Raw genomic sequence first — 23,510 nt, 5'->3', positions numbered from 1 at the left:
TACATAGCCAGAAAGCAAGCGAAGATAAACCATTGAAATTAAATGAAAAAAACTGGCCTTGATATTGCTAATAAACAATGCACAACAAAATACAAAACAAAGCAAGTTGATAATTTATACAACAGGAGCTAAACATGAAAACATCACTTAAGGTAGCGCTACTGTCTCTCGCAGCCCTCTCTACCGGAGGGGTCCAGGCTGCACCTATCGACCTCACCTTTGATACGCCCTTTTCGGTCACCCTAGATACTGTCATTCACTTCAGTCCAGCTGATCCAGCAACCACAAGCACCGTCATGAACTTTACCAATGTAGGGGTCAGCGCAGGGGGAGACGTTTTAGATGCAAGGGTCACTGCAACGGCATTCGGTGACTATGTATTTGATTATCAAGCTCCAAACTATAAGTCGTCGACGGTTACCGAACCCAACGGTGATATCGGTTTCTTGTATAGACGTGATGCAAATTTACCAGCCAATGTTCAGGCTGAAGGCGGCCTCGTCTACTTATTTGAATTATTCGATGGTACAGGTGCCAAGTCAAACACGTATACCGACCCATTTGTTGCCGATGAGTTTGAGATCATTGTATATGATGTGGATGGAGAGCTGGATAACATAGGAAATCAGCAGAGCGAAGACTTGCGGGTATTTAAGAGCGATGGCCTGTTCTCATATACGACCGGAAATACCCCGGCAAGCCTGACAGCAACCGACCTCGGCTCCGAGATCCTCTTTGAAGGCCCAGGTACCAACTTTAATGAAGATGACCCCTCTGGCGCAGTACTCCTAAACTATGCCAACACCAGCAATTTCACCCTCCAGTTCGAGTCAATCACTTTTGCAGATATTTTCAGTTTGGATAACGGTGTATTCAGTGCTATAGACGGTAACGTGTGGATTGACTTCGAAGGACCGGCGGTTGTTGTCAGCGAACCTGAAACCCTAGCCCTGTTTTCAGCATGCCTACTCGGTCTTGCTACGGTTCGTCGCCGTTCACCAACCACCAAATTATGCCAGGAGCACTGCGCATCTTAAACGTTTAGCTATTTCTTTACGCAAGATATACCTATAGCAGCAAAGCTGCCTCATTGGTTGAGCACCAACGAGGCAGCTCTACGATTACCCCCGCCAAGATTAGCCCTTCAAACTTAGCATCATTCGCCCTGAGATGTTCAATCCTAAGGTCCGTCGGGCAACAAGGCACCATGAACATAAGGCAATAATCACACTGTCCTTATTTTGATATTTAGCGTCTTAATGTTTGTAACAGACAGATAATAACTTCCCTAAAATGGCTCCCGACATCAACAACAACCAACAGGAGCCTTTGTATGTCTTATCAAACAAACCTTACACGCCAGTGCATCAGCCTAGCCATCAATGAACAACACCCTGCTTACCAGTGGGCAAAGAAACAATCGGACTCGGTGAATGCGTTCGGCCATATTGGCACCCATATCGACTGCTATACCAAGGTACCCGCCAAAAACCACTACACCACTGATACCGTCTTGCTAGACTGCACCGGTTCAATGCCTTGCCTAAACGACATCGAACCGCTCGATATTGCCGGTAAATCCTTGGTGCTGTTTACCGGAAACCTTGAAAACAACGGTTACGGCACGCCGGCGTACGGCAAAGCGGATACCGCGCTTTGTAGCGAAGTCCTTGATGCCATGCTGGCCAAGCAGCCCGCCTTCATTGTTATCGATAGCTACGGCATCGGCGCACACGGTGACGAGCACATCAACTTCGATAAACGCTGTGAAGAAAACAACTGTTTTGTGATTGAAAATGTCATATTAAGTAGCGAAATGGCAGATAACCTAATCGAACTCGATATTATGTTCGATGCCAACAGTGCCTCGACAGGAAAACGCTGTGAAGTCACCGCAACTTTCAATTCATTCGGTCTGTAAGCATGGAACGAACAATTACTCAATCAACGACTCCCTTTAAGTTTGTCAGTATGGAATGGCTCAATGCCCATACATTGAGCCTAAAACTGCAACCCGAGCGGCCTTATCCTTACCGAGCGGGGCAGTATCTCGCTCTGCCTCTTCCCGCTAGCCAAAAGAGCATGCCTTTTTCTATCGCAAGTAAACCGACATTGGTAGAGGGTCAAAAAGGAAATGATCACGCGGCTATCGAGATACAAATTGGCGGGGTTTTGCCAAACTCTGACTTGGCGTTAGATATTGCGCAATTTCGGTCGCATTGGCTTCATCAACAATCATTGTTTCTAGGCCCTGCGGCAGGAGACGCTTACTTTCGAGAAACAAATAACCCAATAACTGTCATCGCAGGTGGTTCAGGCTTTAGCTATGCCAAAAGCGTGGTATTAGAGGCGCTGTCACAGCCAGATACATCAAGTATCACCTTGTACTGGGGAGCCAAAAGCCTTGCCGACTTGTATGAGCATGAGGCAATGATGGCGTTAAGCAAACAACACCCGCAGTTTGAGTATGTACCGGTTGTTGAATCGCTCTCTAGCAAGAGCAAAGCGAAAGCGGGCGATGCTACCAAGCTGCATCAAGGCAAGCTACTTGATATCTTTTTTGCCAACACCTCGTTGAAGGAAGAACAAGATATTTACCTCTGTGGCCGCTACCAAATGGTTCAAACGGCATACCAGCAAATAGTAGCGATCAACCCTGAGCTGGCAAATCGTGTTCATTCCGATGCACTACCGCCACAAAGTGTACGAGAGAAAAATCACGTATAAGCTCATTAGTCAAATAGAGGCAAGGCATTACCTTGCTTCTATTTTTTCAACCTTAGCACCAAAAGCAGATCTGTGATGCCAAGGAGAAAATCTTAGGAAACGGGATATATTTACCCACTATAGGGAAGATACCAGCATGGAATTCGATGAAGATGTATCCATCAAAACCAAGCATACAAAGGAACAGCCATGCATCACCCTAAAATTACCTTCATCGGGGCCGGTTCTACCATTTTCGTCAAGAACATCCTTGGTGACGTATTCCATAAACCCGCCTTCAAAGGGGCTGAAATCGCCCTGATGGATATCGACCCAGTCCGTCTTGAAGAGTCGCAAATTGTTGTCAGTAAATTGATGGAGTCTGCTGGTGCGACCGGTGACATTCATTGCTACACCGACCAGAAAGAAGCGTTGAAAGGGGCTGATTTTGTCGTGGTTGCCTTCCAGATTGGGGGATACGAGCCTTGCACCGTGATTGATTTTGAGGTGTGTAAAAAGCACGGTCTAGAGCAGACCATTGCCGATACCTTGGGCCCGGGTGGCATCATGCGCTCACTGCGTACTATTCCTCACCTGTGGCAGATCTGTGAAGACATGACGAATGTCTGCCCTGAAGCGACCATGCTCAACTACGTCAACCCGATGGCGATGAACACCTGGGCGATGTATGAGAAATACCCGCAAATCAAACAAGTTGGCCTATGTCACTCGGTACAAGGTACCGCGGAAGAATTAGCACGTGACTTGGAAATGGATTACAGCGACCTGCGTTATACCTGTGCCGGTATCAACCACATGGCTTACTACCTGACGCTGGAGAAGAAAACCGAGAGCGGCGAATACGTCAGCATCTACCCAGACCTGCTCAAAGCTTACGAAATGGGACAAGCACCGAAGCCGAATATTCACGGTAACCCACGCTGTGAAAACATTGTGCGCTACGAGATGTTCAAGAAACTGGGCTACTTTGTCACAGAATCTTCCGAGCATTTTGCCGAGTACACGCCTTACTTCATCAAGCCTAACCGCCCTGACTTGATTGAACGCTACAAGGTGCCTTTGGACGAGTATCCGAAACGTTGTGTAGAGCAAATCGCCAACTGGAAAAAAGATCTCGAGGAGTTCAAACAAGCCGAGCGTATTGAGCAGAAAGAGTCGCACGAATACGCCAGTACCATCATGAATGCCATCTGGACCAATACCCCAAGTGTGATTTACGGCAACGTGAAGAATGAAGGGCTGATCGACAACCTACCACAAGGTTGTTGTGTCGAAGTGGCTTGCTTGGTTGATGCCAATGGTATCCAGCCAACGGCTGCCGGGAAACTGCCAAGCCACCTTGCCGCCCTGATGCAGACCAACATCAATGTACAAACACTACTAACCGAAGCGATTTTGACCGAAAACCGTGAACGTATTTATCACGCCGCCATGCTAGACCCTCACACTGCAGCAGTGCTTGGTATCGAGGAAATCTATGCCTTGGTTGATGAACTGATTGAAGCGCAGCAAGACTGGTTGCCAGAGTGGATTTAAGCCACCAGCGTTGAAAACAATAACGCCATCACGTCCAAGGTTGCGATATCAAAATAAACCAAGGCGTGATGGTGATAAACAAGAAGCAAATATTCTCCCAGTGCGATTAAAACACTTGGGTTTTACTCTACGTGAAACAACAATAATTACCTTTCCTAAAAAAGCTGTAATACCAATATCTCTTAGATCGGTATAAAACAAGGAAAAGGAACAAGGAGCTTTTATGAGCGTCTCATTGAACACCAAGTTAAGCTACGGCTTTGGTGCATTCGGCAAGGACTTTGCCATCACCATCGTTTATATGTACCTGATGTTTTACTACACCGATGTCGCCGGCATTTCCGCGGGTATTGTCGGTACCATTTTCCTTGTGGCTCGTATCTGGGATGCGGTAAATGACCCAATCATGGGTTGGCTTGTCAATAATACTCGCAGCCGCTGGGGTAAGTTCAAACCCTGGATTTTGATCGGTACCATTGCCAATTCTGTTGTGCTCTACATGCTTTTCAACGCCCACTATTTTGAAGGTCCATGGCTTATTGCCTACGCGGCAGTCACTTACATTTTATGGGGCATGACTTACACCTTAATGGATATTCCATTCTGGTCGCTGGTACCAACCCTGACCCTCGATAAACGCGAACGTGAAGAACTGGTTCCCTACCCACGTTTCTTTGCCAGCCTGGCATGGATTGTTACCGCAGCCATTGCGATGCCGTTCATCAACTACGTCGGGGGCGACGACAAAGGCTATGGTTTCCAAGTCTTTACAATACTCCTCATTGCTTGCTTTGCCGTCTCAACCTACATCACTTTACGCAATGTCAAAGAGCGCTACTCAACCGCGCATCTTGAAGGCAGCCCGGTACAAGAAAAAATATCTCTAAAAGAAATGGTTGGCCTCATCCACAAAAACAGCCAGCTCAGCAGCGTGCTGTGTATGGCACTGGCATACAACCTGGCTACCAATATCATTACAGCCTTTGCGGTCTACTACTTCACCTACGTCGTCGGCAATGAAGCGCTGTTCCCGTACTATATGGCTTATGCCGGTATTGCTAACCTGATCACCTTGGTCCTGTTCCCGAAACTGGCAGGTATCTTCTCCCGCCGAGTACTTTGGGCTGGCGCATCAGGCTTCCCTATCCTTGGTAGTTTGGTACTGATTTACGTTGGTATGTATGATCCACAGAGTATCATCCTAATTTCTACCGCCGGTATCTTGCTACAAATCGGTACCGCGCTGTTCTGGGTACTCAATGTCATCATGGTGGCAGACACCGTAGACTATGGCGAATATAAGCTGGGTGTGCGCTGTGAAAGTATCGCCTACTCGGTACAGACTCTGGTGGTTAAAGCCGGTTCAGCCTTTGCAGCCTTCTTCATCGGTATTGCGCTAACTATTGTCGATTATGTACCGAACGTCGAGCAAAATGCCGACACTATCTTTGGTATGCAATGCATCATGATAGGATTGCCGAGCTTCTTCTTTGCCATTGCTCTGTACATCTACTTCCGTTACTACAAGCTCAACGGTACGCTGCTCAATGAAGTACAGCATAAACTGATGCAGAAATACGGCGATGAAGAGCCCGAAACGGGCAATACACCGCTCACTCCCGAGCCACAACTGGCACAGGAAAGCCGCTAGGGAGCAAGATACGCACTCAATATAAACAAAAAGCCCGCTCAATTGAGCGGGCTTTTCAGTGCAAGACATGAATCAAGCAAAACTACCCCGTGACGTTTTCGATAAAGGTCGTCAGCTCATTAACTGCTTGTTGGTTGGTCGATTGCACCGTTACTTGCGTCCCTTGGACAAGAGCCAAAGTCTGTAGCTTGAATAAGTTTTTGGCTGTTGCTGTTTTGCCATTAGACACAATTTCAATTTCTTCGGCATATTTTTTGGCCGCTTTCACAAACTGGGCAGCAGGTCGAGTATGAAGGCCACTTTCAGCAGTAATCAGGGCATTTTTCTTAAACATATAGCACTCTCCGTAGTTATCTATTTGTTTTTGTACCGATAATTTCTGATTAAATCTGAGATATGAGGCCAAGATGGAAACAAAAAAGCCATGACATTCCCTAAAGTGGGATCTAGCCATGGCTCTTTATGCAAAATTAAAAGCGATATTTAACGATTAAGAATACGAACACGGAAAGAACGGCCTTTCATTTTACCGTTCTCCAGCTTCTTCAGTGCTACGCGAGCGACATCACTTTTCACAGCAACATAGGCAACCATATCGAAGACATTGATCTTACCAACTTGATCACCACGGATACCGTTATCACCCGTTAGTGCACCAAGAATGTCACCTGGACGCACTTTCTGCTTCTTACCACCCAGAATTTGCAGCGTCGTCATCACCGGACGGAAAGTCGGTTGATTCAGCAACGACTCGGAAGGCAATTCCTCGCCAACGATGTCTCTCTCCAGGTAATCTTCCAGCAGAGCAACCTTGTAGTGCTCTTTGTCACTGATGAAAGAACAAGCAACACCCTTGCTACCCGCACGGCCGGTACGGCCAATACGGTGAACATGGACTTCGGTATCACGGGCAAGGTGATAGTTGATCACACAATCCAACGCTTCAATATCCAATCCACGCGCAGCAACATCTGTTGCAACCAGCACAGAGGTACTCTTGTTAGCAAAACGCACCAAGGTTTGGTCACGTTCGCGCTGCTCCAAATCACCGTGCAGCGCCATTGAACTGAAACCGTAATACTCCAGCTCATCAGACACTTCTTGTGCTTCACGCTTGGTATTACAGAATACAACGCTCGACTCTGGCTTGTGCAGTGACAGCAACAAGCGAAGTGCCGTCAGACGGTCTTCATTAGAGTCTACATGGTAGAAGTGCTGATCGATGGTGTTTTCATCATGGGTAGATTCTACCTTCACCATCACCGGCTTGTGCATGATTTCACGAGCGATAGATTCAATCTGCTTCGGATACGTTGCACTGAATAGCAGCGTTTGGCGATCGGCTGGCGCTGCATCGACAACGGCATCCAAGGCATCTTGGAAACCCATCTCTAACATGCGGTCAGCTTCGTCAAGTACCAACAGGTTCAGATCATCTAGCGACAAGAAACCTTTACGCAGGTGCTCTTCCACACGGCCCGGTGTACCAACAATAATATGGGCACCGTGCTCAAGAGAGCCAATTTGCGGACCAAACGGCATACCACCACACAAGGTCAGTACCTTGATATTATGGATAGAACGTGCCAGTTTACGGATTTCCTTGGCAACCTGATCAGCCAACTCACGCGTTGGGCACAATACCAGTGACTGGATGCGGAAGCGCTTAACATTGAGGTGATCAAGCAAGCCCAGACCAAAAGCAGCGGTTTTACCCGAACCTGTTTTACCCTGAGCAATTACATCCTTGCCCGCCAAGATATGTGGCAGACTTTGGCTCTGGATAGGCGTCATGGATTCATAACCCATCGTTTCTAGGTTAGAGACCAGCTCAGGTTTTAGATTCAAAGTTGAAAACGCGTTTTTGCTCACGGGTAATATCCTGTCATCGCCTGTACGTTGAAAGACTATTTCACAGGCTTAAGAAACACTGACAACACCAGCAAGACATTCATCTACCCCACCCTGTTGTCGCAAGGGGTGCGACACTATCAGTCTTGTGGAAAAAAAGATAGAGTTCGGCGGTTAAACTCGTCTCTTTTTCGCCAATCGACGCCTCTCAGCGGTAGTTAGCCCCCCTGTCATGTTGCCATCAACAGCAAGGCCGTACACCAACACTGTGCAGCAACATTATAAGACGTTATATTTCCAACTAATTTCAGCCCCCGAACGAGCAATCATAATAGAGACAGAACAATGGGTTTCAAATGTCATCTCGATCGCTTTCTCAATCGCTTTTTCCGTTAACTGGCTGCCAGAGAGTTCAAATTCAAAGTGCAGTTTAGTAAAAACTTTAGGTGGTGTCGGCGCCTGTTCAGCACTGACGGTGACGCGACAGCTATCGAGTGGCTGACGCTGCTTCGCCATAATGCTGGTAACATCAATTGAGGCACAGCTTGCCGCCGCACTGAGCATCAACTCCATCGGGGTTTGTGCACTGTCGGTCCCGCCGAATTGTGCCGGGGCATCGGTAATGACCGCATGGCCTTGGTCAACCGTACTGACAAAACACTTTCCGTGAACCCAGCGAGTTTCAATCTTCATTTCTATATTTCCCTATTGAATTAACAATGATATAAATAAATTAAATTTTGTCTTACAAATACCAATTATGCTCAATTAATTCAACACTCTATATCAAAGGAAGATTATGATCACAGAAGGATTTGATTTTATTGCCGTGATGTTCGGCTTATGCGGTTTACTCGTCTGGCTAGAGCAACGATACCCCAGCCAGTTATTCAAATGGTTCCCCAGTATCGTACTGGTAATGTTTGGCTCAATGGCCCTCTATACCTTCGGGATGTGGGAGATGACCCCCGAGGTAAAAGCCGCCCGCGCGACCGTGCGAGACAATGCCATTCCCGCCATGTTGTTCCTCATGTCGCTCAGCTTTAACCTCAGCGTTATTCGCAAACTGGGTGCTCGACTCATTATTCTTTTCCTCGCCTCTACGGCTACCATCATGGCCGGATTTATTATTGTCCATAGCATGATGGGCGGCTTTTTGAGCGATGAAACACCGCTAACGTTCGGTGTGATGTCTGCCGGCTGGACCGGCGGCACGCAAAACTTTGTCGCCGTAAAAGAAGCGCTGTCAGTCACGGACTCTGCCATGGCCTACACCCTATTGATGGGAGCGCTATGTTATACCGTCTGGCTGATCATGATTGTGGCATTAAAGCCGATGAAGGAGCGCTTCAACGGCGTACTTAAAGCGAATGACAATGGCTTAGATGAAATTCTGTCTAAGCTGGGCTCACTTGAAAAGAAGGAAAAGCCCGATCTTCAGGCAATCCTCTTGATGCTGGGGGTCGCTTTGGTGATCTCTTCAATCAGCCGCCACCTCGGCCAGGCCATTGCCGCTATGGGTCTGCTAAATCCAATGATTTGGGCGATTATCATTTCATCGCTACTCGGTATTCTTGCTGCGCCAACAGCACTTGGCAAAATGGCCGGGGCCAATGAAGTCTCAGGTGTGATGCTCTATGTGGTTGTGGCTTTGATTGGTGCCGAAGTGAACCTGAGTGCGATAGGCCAAGCGCCGATGTACATCATGTCAGGCTTTATGATCCTTGCCATCCACGGCGTCCTCATGCTCATTATCGGCCGTATGATGAAGATGAACCTACATCTGATAGGATTGGCCTCTATCGCCAACATCGGTAGTGCACCATCCGCCGCTGTCGTCGCCGCCGCCTACGACAAAAACCTGGTCCCGGTTGCTGTTATTATGGCGCTGATCGGTTCAATGCTAGGTTCATTTGTTGGCTTGACGGTGAGTGAAGTGATTGTGATGCTGAGCTAGCTAATTTACATCAAGATCCACCTTCATAAGAAAGTGGATCTTATATCGACCCTTCTCTATTTGTTGCATCTATATTCTTAACAACGCTCGCAAGTAGCTCTATTAATCGATTAACAATTGGCGAATTACGACTCGATGGCTGGTACCAAACACCGGCCTGATGCCTCCATATGGGTTCACCTAACTCTAACGAAACAAACTCTCCCTTCGGTAAGCGGCTAAACATTTGTCTTGTTGAGCACATGATAGCCCGCTCGTGCACCAGCATATCTAGCGCATAATCAATCACATCAGTATCCATCTGAAAACTGATTTGGCGTAAGTTCTTACGCTGGAAGAACAGATTCAGCTGTTTCAGTGTTTTCTCTCCTTTGGTAAGAGAAACCCATGGAAACAAATGCATCGACATTAGATCTGGCTTTGATATCTGAGCTAAAGGGTGTGTATGGTGCACGACCACATTGGTATCAATCTGAGTTAAAGGTAGAAACGCTAAATCCTGATACGACTTTTCATCAAACTTATCATCACCACCTAATGCTATATCTAGCTCGCCGTTCGAAATTTTAGGTAATAAGACATCAATGGTATTTGAGATAATTGATATATTGATATCAGGCCTTTCATGGGACAACTTTCGTAAAGCCGTCGGTAAATAGGCCGCCCAAGCCGGCCCCGCCCCAATGTTGATCATCGTGCGCTCTTTAGATTTTATTTGAGCGAGTTCTTGCTTAGCATAAGCGAGTTCTAACTCTATTTTTTCTATTCTTGTGTAGAGGATTTTACCGGCATCGGTCAGGGTTACGCCTCGCGCTTGGCGTTCAAAAAGTGGGACGCCATACTCCTGTTCCAGCAGCTTTAGACTCCGGCTCAATGCTGGTTGAGATAACTCCAAAGCTTTTGCTGCTAACGAAATATTTTGGAAATCAGCCACATATTTGAAATGCTCTAGTGCTCTGTTCATATTTACGAATCCATAAAAAAAACTGATAGCTTATTAACACGAATCTGAATACTAATAGCTGTTAAGTCACAATTCTAGCTAGCTGAGTTTATAAGGCCGTCTATCTGTGACTCCGATCTATAACATAACATCATGGCTTGGATATTTTCTGCGGCGAAAACTCGAAAAGGAAAGATAATAGATGACCATCAAGCCTAACATCTTTGTATTTATGACCGATCAGCAGAGGGGGGATACCCTTACCGATCCACGGATCATAATGCCCAATATCCGCTCCCTGATGCGTGAAGGCGTCCACTTTGAAAATACCTATTGCCCATCGCCGCACTGCTGTCCATCGCGGGCAAGCTTCTTTACTGGCTTATACCCATCACAGCATGGTGTATGGAATAACGTTTGCGTGCAAAATACCCTGTCAAAAGGATTAAACCCTGGCACAGAACTATTCCCAAGCCTGCTTGATGCCAAAGGCTACGATATGTACTATGCCGGAAAATGGCACGTCTGTTCGCAAACAGGTCCTGAAGACTATGGCTTCAAAGAGCTGCATGTCACCAATAACAAAATAACCAAAGACGACCCAACGATTGCCCTTATGAGCCCAGGCTGGGAAATGTACCAGAACCTGGCCGCTCAACTTGAAACACAAGAAACAGCACCGAAAAAGGAAGGAGAAATCCGCCGCAAAGGCTACCCGGAGTACGTGCACTACGGCCTTGATGAAAACCCATTCGATGATATGGGGGTGATTGACTCTGCGCTGTCACAGATTGCCAATATCGAAGATGGTGGCGCCCCATGGATGATGTACATCGGAACACTTGGGCCTCACGACCCCTATATTGTTCCGCAGCGATTCCTGGATATGTACAAAGACATTGAGATCGCACTGACTGACATCCACTTCGATACACTGAAGGACAAACCTACCCTATATCGCCGCACTCAACGTCTGTTCAACCAGTTGTCTATTAAAGAGAAGAAAGAAGCGATCCGCCATTACATGGCCTTCTGTACCTACGAAGATTACCTCTTCGGTTTAGTCTTGGACCAGCTGAAAACCAGGGAAGACTATAATGATACGTTGATCCTCTTTACCAGTGATCATGGCGATTACAACGGTGAACATGGCCTGTGGTGTAAAGGTTTGCCAGCATTTAAAGGCGGCTATCATATTCCGGCCGTCATGAGCTGGAAAAATGGCATCAAAAACCCTGGCAGAACTGTCGCAGAGTTTGTTTCACTGGCCGATTTCTCGCCAACATTCACTGAGCTATTGGGTGAAGACGTCGCAGAAAATGTTGTCGGACAAAGCCTCTTACCATTTATCAATGACACTAAGCCTAGTGAGTGGCGTGATTATATGTTCACCCAAACCAACGGCAACGAAGTATATGGAATACAGCGTACTGTATTCAATCACAGCTGGAAGCTCGTTCACAATACATTTGATGAAGATGAACTGTACGATCTCGCCAATGATCCTGATGAGCTGACAAATCTATTTGGCAGCGAAAGCGATCTTACCCAGCAAGCAAAGAAAGAACTATTCAAACAAATGTGGTCTTTTGCATCGAAAACCGAAGATCAAAGCTTGAACCCGTACATCATGGTAGGATTGGCCGAGTTTGGTCCTGCTTACGCATACTCGACTCAGGAAGGTTAAACAATGAATACCTGGATATTAGTGTCTTTTGTTCTATTCACAGCCTTTGTAGCCGTCGTATCGTGGATCGCAACCAAAAAAGAAGATCTTAAATCAAGCTCCGGCTACTTCCTCGGTGGCAGAGGCCTAACCGGTATCTCTATCGGTTGCTCAATCTTGTTGACCAACTGGTCAGCAGACCAACTTATCGGCCTGAATGGACAGGGTTACGCATTTGGTCTGTCTAACATGGGCTGGCCTGTAACCAGTGCCATCGCCTTTATATTAATGGCTACGGTATTTTTGCCTTACTTCTTGAAAACCGGTATTACAACCATTCCTGAACTCATCGAGCGACGCTTTGGTGCGACCACGCGTAATGTTATTGCCGTCTGTATCCTGATCAACATGGCTGCGATAGCCCTTCCGGCAGTCGTTTATGCTGGCGCACTGGGTATGAGTAAAGTCTTCAATGTCTCTGAGCTCTTGGGTATTTCAGATTCATCGGCGATTGTTCTTTCAATTATTTTGATCACACTAATCGGTAGTATCTACTCCATTTTTGGTGGATTGAAAGCGGTCGTTGTCTCAGACACCATCAACGGCATTGGATTTTTCATCGGTAGTATCCTTGTTCTCATTGTTGCCCTGCAAGCATTGGGAGGGGGTGATTTTAGTGACGGGATGTATAAGCTTGTCACCGAAAACCAGCATATGCTTAACGCTGTTACGGCCCCTACGGTAACCGTGCCATTCTCAGCCCTGTTCACTGGCATGATTTTGGTGAATGTTTACTTTGCTTGTACCAACCAGGTCATCATTCAACGAGCTCTGGGCGCGAAGAATCTGGAAGAAGGACAAAAAGGCGTACTGATTGCAGCACTAATCAAGATCATCAGTATCGCTATTCTTATCTTCCCGGGCATCATAGCATTCCACTTATACGGCCATGAAGGTATCCATGGCGACGAGGCTTACCCAATCCTCATCAACCGCTTGCTGCCTAGTTACATGATTGGTATTTTTGGCGCGATTCTATTTGGTGCCGTTATCTCAACATTCAACTCCACCATTAACTCTTGCTCTACCATCTTTGCCCTCAATATCTATAAGCCACTGTGCAAAAAAGAACCAAGTGCAGAGAAGTGCATTACAGCCGGCAAATACTTCGGTGCGTTCCTAGGTATTTTCTCCGCCTTAGTTGCGCCTTATATTAAGAATGCACCTGATGGCATTTATATGTTCTTTCAGGAGTTCAACTCAATCCTGACAGTGCCTATGTTGCTAATGATCATTGTTGGCATGCTATCTAAGCGCGCAACTCCGAAAGCAACGATTTCCGGTGGTGCAACATACGTTGCCTTGTACCTATTCTTTAAGTTTGGGTACCAAGGCTTGGATTTACACTTCTTACACCAATCTGCATTGTTCTTTACTATAGGTGCCATTGTGACTCTGGTTATGACTCACATTGAACCCGCTAAAGAAGAGATTGTTATCAAACAAGATGCTCCGGTTGAAGTTAAAAACTGGAAGCACCTGCGGTTAGCCAATATCGTTATCTTGGTAATTATGGTCGCAACTTATGCCCTAGCATCCCCGATTGGTATTGTTACTGAGCCAGAGAACATTCTTCGCAATGTGCTTGTCATCTGCGTAGCATCGGTTATTTCCATCTTTGGTCTTAATTTACTTTGCAAGAAGTATCTTAGACGTAGATCTTGGTCATTATTACCAGTAGAAAGTACTCAATCTTAACTTAACTACCATTAAGGCCGGATTCAGGAGGCTCAATAATAAGCCTCCTTATTTTCAGTATTGACTGAGGCTACACCTTATGAAAGAAAGCACATTAATTAAAGAAGAAGCCTATATCAGCCCACTTGGCCTTTACTCTTCCTATGAGCAAATATATGTTGAATTACGTCAACCCCATTGTATGGATAGCTACCACTGGCATGGACAGGTTGAAGTCAACATTCCATTCGAAGGTGATGTTGAATATTTAATTAATGGCGATGCCTTTACAATTAAGGATGGGCATATTGGGCTCTTCTGGGGTACAACCCCTCATAAACTGGTTAATACTAATGATACTAAAAATGTGGCAATCATTAATTTACCGACCCACATGCTTTTCTCTTTACCACTTGATAAAAAGTTAATTAAAGAGATCACTCATGGTGCTGTTATACAGTCAGCAGCCCAATGCTTTATCACCGAAGAGCATGTTTCTTGTTGGGTGAAGGCATCGACAGGAACAGACATTTCCTTCGGACAGTTAATGATCGATGAGATTGCACTCATGATCAAACGTATGTCATTAACAGGGTGGGAAACTCAAACATGCAAAAATAAGATTAATAATAAAATAACTCAAGTTTCAAAACAGTCACAGTATTATGTACAACAAATTTTAGACTTTATTTCTAACAACCATAACAAGCCTATCACAGTGAGAGATATTTCTAATCATGTTGGTCTTCATTCTAACTACGTCATGAGCTTCTTCCAAAAAGTAATGAATATGACAATAAAGGAATATATTACTTCAATGAGAATTAACCATGCAAGAGCATTGCTTGTCGATACGAATAGAACAATCATGGATATATCATTATCTGTAGGGTTTAACTCCACCAGTCGATTCTATGATAATTTTAATAAATATTTGAACATGACTCCTACTCAGTTTAGAGATATAAGTAGGAATAAAAAAGCAATTTAAATTGATAGGGCTATAATTTATGATTTAATTTATGGCCTATTACCTTATCATCCATCGACAAGTAATATCATATTAATTCCCCCCCAATCCCATCACAATATACTTCACGACAAAATCAATCTTGTATTAATCATTCATAACAGTTGTTCCAGTGATACTTATTGCCATTTACACATTCCTAACAAGAAAAAACACTTTTTCTTATAAAACGGGAGACTAAACCCGTGTAATGGGAAGATCTCAATATTAAAAATTAGGATAATCAACTCATCAGGTATAAACGTTCAAAGGCTCATATTATGAAAAACCCTAAGATTACCTTTATTGGTGCTGGCTCTACCATTTTTGTTAAAAATATCCTTGGAGACTGCCTCCATAAGCCCGCACTTAAGTCGGCGACGATTGCACTTATGGATATTGATGCACAACGCCTTGAAGATTCACGCATCGTCATCCAAAAGCTCATGGATAGCTTAGATGCAACGGGCAAGATCGAATGCCACCTAAATCAGAAAGATGCACTTCTAGATGCCGACTTTGTCGTTGTTGCATTCCAGATTGGCGGCTACGAGCCATGCACCGTGACAGACTTTGACGTATGTAAAAAATACGGTCTAGAGCAAACCATCGCAGATACTTTGGGCCCTGGCGGTATCATGCGTGGCCTTCGCACTATTCCGCACCTGTGGAGTATTTGTGAGGATATGACAGATGTTTGTCCAGACGCAACCATGCTCAACTATGTTAACCCAATGGCAATTAACACTTGGGCAATGTTCGAAAAATTCCCTCACATCAAACAAGTAGGCCTTTGCCACTCTGTTCAGGGTACAGCAGAAGAGATCGCTCACGATCTTGACTGCCAGCCAAGCGAACTGCGTTACACCTGTGCCGGTATCAACCACATGGCTTACTACCTGACACTGGAAAAACGCAACGAAGACGGCGAGTTCGAAAGCGTATACCCTGAGATGCTGGAGAAGTACGAACAAGGGGCGATCCCGAAACACAAAACTGACACAGCACAGAACCAGCGTTGTCAGAACCTGGTTCGCTATGAAATGTTCAAGCGTCTTGGTTACTTTGTCACCGAGTCTTCAGAGCACTTTGCCGAATATACGCCGTATTTCATCAAACCAAATCGCCCTGATTTGATTGAGAAATTCAGCATTCCTTTGGATGAATACCCAAGACGCTGTAAAGAGCAAGTTGCCAGCTGGAAAAATGATATGGAAAAATATCAGTCAGCAGACAAAATTGACGTGGCTGAGTCTCACGAATACGCAAGTGAGATCATCAACTCAATCTGGACCGGTACGCCAAGCATCATTTATGGCAACGTCCGTAACGATCAACTTATTGATAACCTGCCACAAGGTTGTTGTGTTGAAGTGGCTTGTGTCGTCGATAACAACGGTATCCACCCGACAAAAGTTGGCAAACTACCGTCTCAGCTTGCGGCATTGATGCAGACCAACATCAACGTACAAACGCTGGTGACAGAAGCCATCCTAACCGAAAACAAAGAAGCGATTTATCACGCAACGATGCTAGACCCACACACAGCGGCTGTGTTGAGTATCGATGAAATTTACGCTTTGGTTGATGATCTCATTGCGAGCCATAAAGGATGGCTACCAGAGTGGATCTACAATTAATCATAAATACCTAGAGTATAAAAAATAAATATAAATAAGTAGAGACAAATACTGTCTCTACTTTTTACGATACCAATGAGAGTGTGGTCTAAAAAATAAATCCGGTGCAGAGCTACAAGATGCCTTGTGGGCTGAAAAAATGGGGGTCGCTTTGGTGATCTCTTCAATCAGCCGCCACCTCGGCCAGGCCATTGCCGCTATGGGTCTGCTAAATCCAATGATTTGGGCGATTATCATTTCATCGCTACTCGGTATTCTTGCTGCGCCAACAGCGCTTGGCAAAATGACCGGGGCCAATGAAGTCTCCGGTGTGATGCTCTATGTGGTTGTGGCTTTGATTGGTGCCGAAGTGAACCTGAGTGCGATAGGCCAAGCGCCGATGTACATCATGTCAGGCTTTATGATCCTTGCCATCCACGGCGTCCTCATGCTCATTATCGGCCGTATGATGAAGATGAACCTACATCTGATAGGATTGGCCTCTATCGCCAACATCGGTAGTGCACCATCCGCCGCTGTCGTCGCCGCCGCCTACGACAAAAACCTGGTCCCGGTTGCTGTTATTATGGCGCTGATCGGTTCAATGCTAGGTTCATTTGTTGGCTTGACGGTGAGTGAAGTGATTGTGATGCTGAGCTAACACTTTCAGTGAAATAGCATTTCATCAAGGGCTTATCTGCTATTGAGGATCTGAAGTACTCTTCAGATCCTTTTTATCATCGTAAATCAGGAGATTATATTAAACGTATATCTTTTTATAAATCTCAATGAGCATTTCTCTTTAAAACTCTATTGCTAGAACATCCATCTACACAATTATGTTAACAACACCATTTTAATCTTATTTTTTCAATTAATATACGATACAATTTAAGATTGTATGTTCTTGTAACATACATAATTAATGTAACCTCCAAGATGAGTCAATTTCAATAGAGTGTTTATTGGGTGAATAAGCAAATGCGTAAATATCTAAAATTTATTGTTTATTTATCACCTCTTGTGGTCATTTTTGCCACAGGATCATTTATGGTCCATAGCAGTATCCACGAGGCTTTAGTCACCACTACAGATCGATATATTCAAGAAGCCGACGAAATTTTTTCCGATGTTGAATCTGAAAATAAAACAGCACTACTCGATCCCGAAAACTGTGTGCTTCTTGAGCAGAACTTACGCTATGTGCATGATATAGAAGAAATGCAAATTATTTTTAACAAAGATATAATTTGCTCATCACGGGGGGACAGAATTGATTCACAGCCAATATATTTACCTACTGAAGAGCTGCCTTCAACGTTATTAATCATTCCTGACCCTTATAGTGTTACAGGCGCAAGTATATCTGTCATAAATAAAGATATATTAAGTAAAGGATATTACGCAGTATCATCTATTGATAAGGCTTATATTAGGTCAAGCATAGGTTACAGGCTGGATGATCGTTTCAAGCGAGCGGTTATTTTCATTGGTGAAGCTAGCGCACCAGTAGGACAAACCAAAGTCGGCAGTAACCCTCAATATATTGCCACATCAGATTTATACCAATATGAAGTATTACTTGAGGCTAGTGATAAATTCACATCAGAGCGCAAAACATTCTACTTCCTTTTATTTATCCCTATTACACTGGTCGTATACCTAACTTTGTACTATGCGCAGTACTTGTTTAGTCATAAGCGAAGTATGTACACGGAAGTAAAGCTTGCTCTCAAAATGCGTGAATTCTTCCTTCACTATCAACCCCACGTTGATGCTTCTTCTGGTCGTGTCTTCGGTGTGGAAGCGTTGGTTCGCTGGCAACATCCTGTAAGGGGTGTTGTATACCCAGATGTTTTTATTCCGCTGATGGAAGAGTATGGGTTGATGAATGAATTAACAGATTATGTGCTTGATACCGCTTATCACGACCTAGTCGGAAAAGGCTTCATAGATGGTAAACACCTAGGCATTAATGTTCCACCCGGCTATTTATCAGACAAAAAAAGTATCTACTTACTAAAACAATACAAGCAAAAATTTGACGACATTGGTGTATCTCTTGGCTTAGAAATCACCGAGAGACAGTTTCTCGATGACGCTGCTTGCGAAAGCATTAGCAGGCTACGTGCTAGTGGTGTCGACATTCTTATCGATGATTTCGGCACTGGGCAAACATCGCTTTCAGTATTAGAGCAAACTAATATTGACTACCTAAAAATTGATAAATGTTTCGTTGATTCGATTGGCCATCAAAGTGTTAACACGCCAGTTCTGAACGCGATAATTAATTTAGCAAATGAGCTTGATGTCGGCATTATTGCAGAAGGCGTAGAAACGGATCTTCAAGCGCAATACCTTCTCACTCAAGGCGTCACTCTTCACCAGGGTTACCTTTATGCAAAGCCAACACTTATAGATGAGCTGTATTTATCTGACGGTGAATAGAAAACAACTGGCCAAGGTAGAAGTGTTAATTGCCTTCATTTTTAGTCATGTTGGTATTAATAACAATAAAAGGGATCTGGTGGTTGGCAGATCCCCCTTTTAAACTCATGATTTTAAGTTACTTATAATAATACACATAAATAAATTCTTACCATAGCAAGAACAATTCAATTTTATCTTTAATATTTAATCTTTATATAGTCAACATTGATACCAATATATGACATTCTATTGGAGTAATATGTAGGTTAAGATCTTTCGGTTAGATTAACATCAAACGCCGCATACATTATCGCTGAAATGTAGTGAACTGATCGCATAACTTTGTCCATTTTGTTGTTATTCACATTTCTCAGCAAAGGCGTAAGCCTCAGCGAATCCAGACAGTGAAATTGTTGTTTTTTCGTTTGGATATAAGCGATTTTCAGGGATAATTTCAATTACTAGTGATTCACCCGAACTGAAATCAAATACAGCTTTTTCAAGCCCTACTTCTTGTAGATATAAAACCTGTCCTGTTTTAGTGCTAGTATTAGGGCCAAATTCAACAACATCCCCACCATCAATTTGATACTTTACTCTTTCGCCTAGCGTACCCGTAATAACCTCATAAGAAATCATATGGGGGCTATCATGTGTTGGGTTAAAGATAACTTTTGCCATTCTGTTTGATGATTCAACATGAGTTACAGAACACAACTTTTCATCTTTGAACTTATCAACCTTTTCACTGACAACCCAGTTTCCAAACTGCATCTGATCGTTAGCTTGAGCTAATATAGGAACGGATAGAATGACTGCAATTAATAATTTTCTTGTCATTATTTTACCTATTGGCGATTGACCACGCATAAGACTCAAGGCGGGTCATACTCTTTATCACATCGTGAACTTTATTACTGTATATTCTTACTTGCTCAGCAGAACGCTTGTTTTCATAAGCTGAAATTGCACTGTCATAATAAATTGAAAGTGATTCATATAATGAAGCGTAATCATATTCAACCTTATCGGCAAAATCATGAAAACCCTCATCTCTAATCATTGAAAACTGAACAGGCTTTCCGTCTTTCCATTTTTTAACATAGCCATTGTGGAACCCATTAACATACGCTATTAAAATATTAAACTCGGTCTCAAGACGTTCTGCATACTTTTTATCTTTGTTAGTTTTAACGCCCAATATTTTCTTTACGTTGCTCATACCTTCACCTTGTATTTTTACTCAAAAAAACATATACACCATTAATACCAAAACTATTTGAAATATAAAAACCTTCCCATTAACAATGAATGTTATCTATATAGTTTTAGACAAGCCATGTTATACACCCGTTACCTACCTTTAAGGGGTATTGAAATCATAACGCAAGAATCCTTAATGTAATCTGGCAATTCTAAATTTATTAAAAATATCTTTTCATGTTAAAATCAATGACCTTACCGATATAATTAAAGGTTATAAGCCTTATAGCCTTAAATGCATTGCGAAATGTATTTTATCCAACAGGGAAAATTCGGCATCAATCATTAATGTAACCTTTCCAGAAGCAGGATCACCGATTCGGAAATCACTTTATTCGCAGTGAGAATAATACGATCAAGATCCACTCCCTGAGTGCCAAACACATCCTCTAGAATGATATATTCACGCCAAGCCAACCAAGGTTAAATAATAAGCGGTTAACAGCCTCCCACATATCTTAAAAAAGTTTATAACGTGAAAAAGAGTGTAATAGCAAAGTCTATCCTGGGTGCGCTACTGATTGGTGCCACCGCACACGCAGTGGCGTCTGATATACTGGCAAATGAGCAAAACCTCCCAATTGACCTGGTGTTCAACTTGGGCCTCCAAGTTAACTATAAATATTGTACTCCCCGCCAATTAATGGAATATCGTGTTGACCGCGTTTATGAGGTTGCGCAATCTCTACCAAACCCAGTATTTATGGCCACAGGTAAAGGCAACCCAACATTGGTTCAGACCGGTGTCGAGCAAGGTGGGCTAACAGAAGCCGCTGCCATTCAGCAGATATTGATGGAGAAATACGACGTTCCAGAAGATCAAATCATCCTAGAAGAGAACTCAACCACTACCACATCTACCGTGGCAACATTGACGGTAGTGACGGTTCGGCAATCCGTGACTTTAACACCTTCTTTGGTGATGACACCTTTGAGCATGACAACTGCTATACCTCAAGCGCTATCTCCCTGATGAAATGTGGGGTGACTCATTCCGGGCAACCGAGTGGACACCAGCCAATAGTCAAGTGTACCTAGCTGATGTAAACGGCAGCGGCACGGCTGATATTGTCGCCTTCAAAGGCAGCGAAGTCTATGTCGCGGAGTCGAAGAACAAGCGCTTCGATAAGAAAACGGTGTGGGCTTCTAACTTCTTGCCAAAACATGCACAAGGCTGGGACAACGAAATGACTCGCTTGGTTGGCGACGGTGACGGCATGGCCGACCTGATCGCTGTAACCACTGATGGCGTGTATGTCTCCAAGTCTAACGGCAAGTATTTCGAAGAAATGCAGCTGTGGGGTGAAGACTTCTCAACTGATAACGGTTGGAACGCCTCCATCCATGATTTCGTCGCTATTGATGTCAATAACAACGGTCTGGATTCAATTATCGAAGATGACGACTCAGGCGCATTTTCCGTAATGAATTAAATCTCACTAACCGCCTTCTTGCTGACGTCAATAGGAATGGGCTAGCTGACGTGGTTGTCTATGGCCGAAGCGGTATTTACGCCGCTCTTCAGCAAGAGGATGGTACTTTTTGCCCCTCAAGTAAGTTGGCTTGATAACGACCACGATGAAGGTGGCGTACTTGATTTCCTCGGCTTCAACGATGAAGGTATCGTCGTCAGCCGCAACGAAACCCCTTAAATCCAATCCTAAATACTACTAAAAAGCGCCCATCTGGGCGCTTTTTTATCAAAACTCTGGCAAATAAGATCCCGTAGCCAATTAGCTTACTCACCTTTCGGCGTCAACATCCCTTCGGTAATGATAAAGTCGATGATTGTCTCTAGCCCTTGGGACTCTTTGAGATTGGTAAAGACATAAGGGCGATTAGGCCGCATCCGTTTGGTGTCTTGCTCCATCACCTCCAGTGACGCTCCTACATAGGGCGCAAGGTCAATCTTGTTGATCACCAGCAGATCTGAGCGGGTAATACCCGGACCACCTTTGCGGGGGATCTTTTCACCTTCAGCCACATCAATCACATAGATAGTGAGGTCGGCCAATTCCGGGCTGAACGTCGCACTGAGGTTGTCACCACCGCTTTCAACAAACACCACATCAAGGTTACGGTGCCGCTTGGCTAGCTCTTCCACCGCAGCCAGATTCATCGAGGCATCTTCACGAATGGCGGTATGGGGACACCCACCGGTTTCCACGCCAATGATCCGGTCAGGATCAAGGGCCTCGGCCCTCGTCAAGATTTTGGCATCTTCCTGGGTGTAGATATCATTCGTCACCACTGCGATATTCAGCTTATCGCGTATCGCTTTACACAACACCTCAAGTAATGCGGTTTTACCGGAACCCACCGGACCACCAATCCCAATACGAAGTGGCTGCTTATATGTTTCCATAACATTCCTTATTATCTTATTGCCCACAAAGCACATCAGGCTTATGAACGGAACAAACGAGTATATTGTGTTTCATGCAGACTGCTGGCTAGCGACACAACCGGTGTAAAACTGCCGATCATCACCTCATCGATTTGTGTCGAGATTGAAACCATCTCGGGAAACTGCTGGGTCAATGTCATCAAGGCCCGCTGGCCATCGGTTTGCCCCAGCGGTACCAATTTCACCCCCGCCATCACCAAATTTTCAGCCCAGCTCCATAGATATCCCTGCTTCATCGCTTCAGGGCTGATCCCCCACAGGTAGCCTGCGACACACAGACCGACCAACTGATTAGGATCTGCATTGTTGCCAAGGTAATCATCCACAGGAATATCCAACTGCTTCAGCAACACATTCAGCGCTTTGCCCCGCTGGATTTCCTCAGCCCGCAGTTCCTTGGTTTCCCGACTTGAACACAGCAGGTTGCTCAATGCTTCGATGCTCGGTATGTCCCGCGTTTCAATCGCTTGGTAAAATCTATCGATAAGAGGGAGTTCGAGTGTGGCCACGCTGTAGCGTAATATGTTCTCCAACCACAGGACCATCGATACCCTGTTTGTTACCCACCCCGCCTCGACAGCCCACTCCAGCCCTTGCGAATAGGTAAACCCACCAATTGGCAGCGAGGGGCTTATTAACTGAAACAAACGGTAGGTAGCAATAGAGCCTTCACCTCGTTCGACTTCCTGTATTCTCAGCTCCTCTGCCGCCATA

General features: G+C 44.7%; 23 protein-coding genes. 15 read left to right on the top strand and 8 right to left on the bottom strand.

The window, feature by feature from the left end:
- The first annotated feature begins 134 nt into the window (after window positions 1-134).
- From C9I99_RS00650 to melB, 5 genes are all read left to right on the top strand, one after another.
- Window positions 135-1,037: a hypothetical protein gene (locus C9I99_RS00650; RefSeq protein ID WP_107346920.1), complete on the top strand. Its 903-nt coding sequence runs from the start codon at window positions 135-137 to the stop codon at window positions 1,035-1,037.
- Between the two features lie 296 nt (window positions 1,038-1,333).
- Entirely contained in the window at window positions 1,334-1,921 is a 588-nt protein-coding gene (locus tag C9I99_RS00645) for a cyclase family protein (protein WP_107346919.1), read from the top strand.
- Window positions 1,922-1,923: 2 nt separating this feature from the next.
- Window positions 1,924-2,727, top strand: coding sequence for a ferredoxin reductase domain-containing protein (locus C9I99_RS00640; protein WP_107346918.1), 804 nt, complete (start codon window positions 1,924-1,926; stop codon window positions 2,725-2,727).
- Between the two features lie 189 nt (window positions 2,728-2,916).
- Window positions 2,917-4,263 carry an alpha-glucosidase/alpha-galactosidase gene (gene melA / locus C9I99_RS00635; RefSeq protein WP_107346917.1) on the top strand — a complete coding sequence of 449 codons (1,347 nt, stop codon included), beginning with the start codon at window positions 2,917-2,919 and terminating at the stop codon, window positions 4,261-4,263.
- Between the two features lie 223 nt (window positions 4,264-4,486).
- Complete coding sequence (gene melB, locus C9I99_RS00630; protein ID WP_107346916.1) at window positions 4,487-5,914, top strand: melibiose:sodium transporter MelB; 1,428 nt, start codon at window positions 4,487-4,489, stop codon at window positions 5,912-5,914.
- 82 nt (window positions 5,915-5,996) lie between these two features.
- On the opposite strand, the gene C9I99_RS00625 is transcribed toward melB, so the two are convergent.
- The 3 genes from C9I99_RS00625 to C9I99_RS00615 all read right to left on the bottom strand — a co-directional run bounded on the left by C9I99_RS00625 (window position 5,997) and on the right by C9I99_RS00615 (window position 8,458).
- Window positions 5,997-6,248 (bottom strand): HPr family phosphocarrier protein, encoded by a 252-nt coding sequence (locus C9I99_RS00625; protein ID WP_107346915.1) that lies wholly within the window; start codon window positions 6,246-6,248, stop codon window positions 5,997-5,999.
- Between the two features lie 149 nt (window positions 6,249-6,397).
- Window positions 6,398-7,786 (bottom strand): ATP-dependent RNA helicase DbpA, encoded by a 1,389-nt coding sequence (gene dbpA, locus C9I99_RS00620; RefSeq protein ID WP_107346914.1) that lies wholly within the window; start codon window positions 7,784-7,786, stop codon window positions 6,398-6,400.
- A gap of 258 nt (window positions 7,787-8,044) precedes the next feature.
- Window positions 8,045-8,458 carry an OsmC family protein gene (locus C9I99_RS00615; RefSeq protein ID WP_107346913.1) on the bottom strand — a complete coding sequence of 138 codons (414 nt, stop codon included), beginning with the start codon at window positions 8,456-8,458 and terminating at the stop codon, window positions 8,045-8,047.
- A 106-nt stretch (window positions 8,459-8,564) separates the two neighbouring features.
- On the opposite strand from C9I99_RS00615, the gene C9I99_RS00610 reads away from it, so the two are divergent.
- Window positions 8,565-9,722: a DUF819 family protein gene (locus C9I99_RS00610; RefSeq protein ID WP_107346912.1), complete on the top strand. Its 1,158-nt coding sequence runs from the start codon at window positions 8,565-8,567 to the stop codon at window positions 9,720-9,722.
- A gap of 40 nt (window positions 9,723-9,762) precedes the next feature.
- Here the strand turns inward: C9I99_RS00610 and C9I99_RS00605 are convergent, their stop codons facing one another.
- Window positions 9,763-10,686, bottom strand: a complete 924-nt coding sequence (locus C9I99_RS00605) for a LysR family transcriptional regulator (RefSeq protein ID WP_107346911.1) — start codon at window positions 10,684-10,686, stop codon at window positions 9,763-9,765.
- A gap of 181 nt (window positions 10,687-10,867) precedes the next feature.
- Here C9I99_RS00605 and C9I99_RS00600 point away from each other — a divergent pair, with 181 nt between their 5' ends.
- From C9I99_RS00600 to C9I99_RS00575, 6 genes are all read left to right on the top strand, one after another.
- Window positions 10,868-12,352 carry a sulfatase family protein gene (locus C9I99_RS00600; protein WP_107346910.1) on the top strand — a complete coding sequence of 495 codons (1,485 nt, stop codon included), beginning with the start codon at window positions 10,868-10,870 and terminating at the stop codon, window positions 12,350-12,352.
- Window positions 12,353-12,355: 3 nt separating this feature from the next.
- On the top strand, window positions 12,356-14,089 hold the full coding sequence (locus C9I99_RS00595) for a solute:sodium symporter family transporter (protein WP_107346909.1): 1,734 nt from the start codon (window positions 12,356-12,358) through the stop codon (window positions 14,087-14,089).
- A 79-nt stretch (window positions 14,090-14,168) separates the two neighbouring features.
- A complete protein-coding gene (gene melR / locus C9I99_RS00590; protein WP_107346908.1) occupies window positions 14,169-15,059 on the top strand; it encodes a transcriptional regulator MelR in 891 nt (296 codons plus the stop codon).
- A 299-nt stretch (window positions 15,060-15,358) separates the two neighbouring features.
- Window positions 15,359-16,717, top strand: a complete 1,359-nt coding sequence (gene melA, locus C9I99_RS00585) for an alpha-glucosidase/alpha-galactosidase (protein ID WP_107346907.1) — start codon at window positions 15,359-15,361, stop codon at window positions 16,715-16,717.
- Between the two features lie 124 nt (window positions 16,718-16,841).
- Window positions 16,842-17,357, top strand: coding sequence for a DUF819 family protein (locus C9I99_RS00580; RefSeq protein WP_275937904.1), 516 nt, complete (start codon window positions 16,842-16,844; stop codon window positions 17,355-17,357).
- 320 nt (window positions 17,358-17,677) lie between these two features.
- Entirely contained in the window at window positions 17,678-19,144 is a 1,467-nt protein-coding gene (locus C9I99_RS00575; protein WP_107346905.1) for an EAL domain-containing protein, read from the top strand.
- A 339-nt stretch (window positions 19,145-19,483) separates the two neighbouring features.
- On the opposite strand, the gene C9I99_RS00570 is transcribed toward C9I99_RS00575, so the two are convergent.
- Complete coding sequence (locus C9I99_RS00570) at window positions 19,484-19,966, bottom strand: invasion associated locus B family protein (RefSeq protein WP_107346904.1); 483 nt, start codon at window positions 19,964-19,966, stop codon at window positions 19,484-19,486.
- A gap of 4 nt (window positions 19,967-19,970) precedes the next feature.
- A complete protein-coding gene (locus C9I99_RS00565; RefSeq protein ID WP_107346903.1) occupies window positions 19,971-20,348 on the bottom strand; it encodes a hypothetical protein in 378 nt (125 codons plus the stop codon).
- 516 nt (window positions 20,349-20,864) lie between these two features.
- Between C9I99_RS00565 and C9I99_RS00560 the strand changes: the two genes are divergently transcribed.
- From C9I99_RS00560 to C9I99_RS27095, 3 genes are read left to right on the top strand one after another with little or no spacing between them, the layout of a single operon-like run.
- Window positions 20,865-21,362: an ElyC/SanA/YdcF family protein gene (locus tag C9I99_RS00560; protein ID WP_107346902.1), complete on the top strand. Its 498-nt coding sequence runs from the start codon at window positions 20,865-20,867 to the stop codon at window positions 21,360-21,362.
- Window positions 21,363-21,366: 4 nt separating this feature from the next.
- The gene (locus C9I99_RS00555; protein WP_107346901.1) at window positions 21,367-21,822 is read left to right on the top strand and encodes a hypothetical protein; all 456 of its coding nucleotides are present in this window, start codon (window positions 21,367-21,369) and stop codon (window positions 21,820-21,822) included.
- A gap of 54 nt (window positions 21,823-21,876) precedes the next feature.
- Entirely contained in the window at window positions 21,877-22,041 is a 165-nt protein-coding gene (locus C9I99_RS27095) for a hypothetical protein (protein ID WP_166645333.1), read from the top strand.
- 86 nt (window positions 22,042-22,127) lie between these two features.
- Here C9I99_RS27095 and ureG read toward each other — a convergent pair whose 3' ends face one another.
- A complete protein-coding gene (ureG, locus tag C9I99_RS00550) occupies window positions 22,128-22,754 on the bottom strand; it encodes an urease accessory protein UreG (RefSeq protein WP_107346900.1) in 627 nt (208 codons plus the stop codon).
- A gap of 41 nt (window positions 22,755-22,795) precedes the next feature.
- Entirely contained in the window at window positions 22,796-23,509 is a 714-nt protein-coding gene (locus C9I99_RS00545) for an urease accessory protein UreF (protein WP_107346899.1), read from the bottom strand.
- Window position 23,510 lies beyond the last annotated feature (1 nt).

This window comes from Photobacterium lutimaris (assembly GCF_003025555.1).
Taxonomy (GTDB): Bacteria; Pseudomonadota; Gammaproteobacteria; order Enterobacterales; family Vibrionaceae; genus Photobacterium; species Photobacterium lutimaris.
The sequence above is the reverse complement of the archived record's forward strand: the minus strand, read 5'-3'. Positions and strand labels throughout refer to the sequence as shown.

Bases quoted from the DNA above. Each gene is read 5' to 3' on its own strand.
- C9I99_RS00650 (WP_107346920.1), top strand. From the start codon at position 135: ATGAAAACATCACTTAAGGTAGCGCTACTGTCTCTCGCAGCCCTCTCT.
- C9I99_RS00645 (WP_107346919.1), top strand. From the start codon at position 1,334: ATGTCTTATCAAACAAACCTTACACGCCAGTGCATCAGCCTAGCCATC.
- C9I99_RS00640 (WP_107346918.1), top strand. From the start codon at position 1,924: ATGGAACGAACAATTACTCAATCAACGACTCCCTTTAAGTTTGTCAGT.
- melA (WP_107346917.1), top strand. From the start codon at position 2,917: ATGCATCACCCTAAAATTACCTTCATCGGGGCCGGTTCTACCATTTTC.
- melB (WP_107346916.1), top strand. From the start codon at position 4,487: ATGAGCGTCTCATTGAACACCAAGTTAAGCTACGGCTTTGGTGCATTC.
- C9I99_RS00625 (WP_107346915.1), bottom strand. From the start codon at position 6,248: ATGTTTAAGAAAAATGCCCTGATTACTGCTGAAAGTGGCCTTCATACT.
- C9I99_RS00615 (WP_107346913.1), bottom strand. From the start codon at position 8,458: ATGAAGATTGAAACTCGCTGGGTTCACGGAAAGTGTTTTGTCAGTACG.
- C9I99_RS00610 (WP_107346912.1), top strand. From the start codon at position 8,565: ATGATCACAGAAGGATTTGATTTTATTGCCGTGATGTTCGGCTTATGC.
- C9I99_RS00605 (WP_107346911.1), bottom strand. From the start codon at position 10,686: ATGAACAGAGCACTAGAGCATTTCAAATATGTGGCTGATTTCCAAAAT.
- C9I99_RS00600 (WP_107346910.1), top strand. From the start codon at position 10,868: ATGACCATCAAGCCTAACATCTTTGTATTTATGACCGATCAGCAGAGG.
- C9I99_RS00595 (WP_107346909.1), top strand. From the start codon at position 12,356: ATGAATACCTGGATATTAGTGTCTTTTGTTCTATTCACAGCCTTTGTA.
- melR (WP_107346908.1), top strand. From the start codon at position 14,169: ATGAAAGAAAGCACATTAATTAAAGAAGAAGCCTATATCAGCCCACTT.
- melA (WP_107346907.1), top strand. From the start codon at position 15,359: ATGAAAAACCCTAAGATTACCTTTATTGGTGCTGGCTCTACCATTTTT.
- C9I99_RS00575 (WP_107346905.1), top strand. From the start codon at position 17,678: ATGCGTAAATATCTAAAATTTATTGTTTATTTATCACCTCTTGTGGTC.
- C9I99_RS00570 (WP_107346904.1), bottom strand. From the start codon at position 19,966: ATGACAAGAAAATTATTAATTGCAGTCATTCTATCCGTTCCTATATTA.
- C9I99_RS00565 (WP_107346903.1), bottom strand. From the start codon at position 20,348: ATGAGCAACGTAAAGAAAATATTGGGCGTTAAAACTAACAAAGATAAA.
- C9I99_RS00555 (WP_107346901.1), top strand. From the start codon at position 21,367: ATGTGGGGTGACTCATTCCGGGCAACCGAGTGGACACCAGCCAATAGT.
- ureG (WP_107346900.1), bottom strand. From the start codon at position 22,754: ATGGAAACATATAAGCAGCCACTTCGTATTGGGATTGGTGGTCCGGTG.
- C9I99_RS00545 (WP_107346899.1), bottom strand. From the start codon at position 23,509: ATGGCGGCAGAGGAGCTGAGAATACAGGAAGTCGAACGAGGTGAAGGC.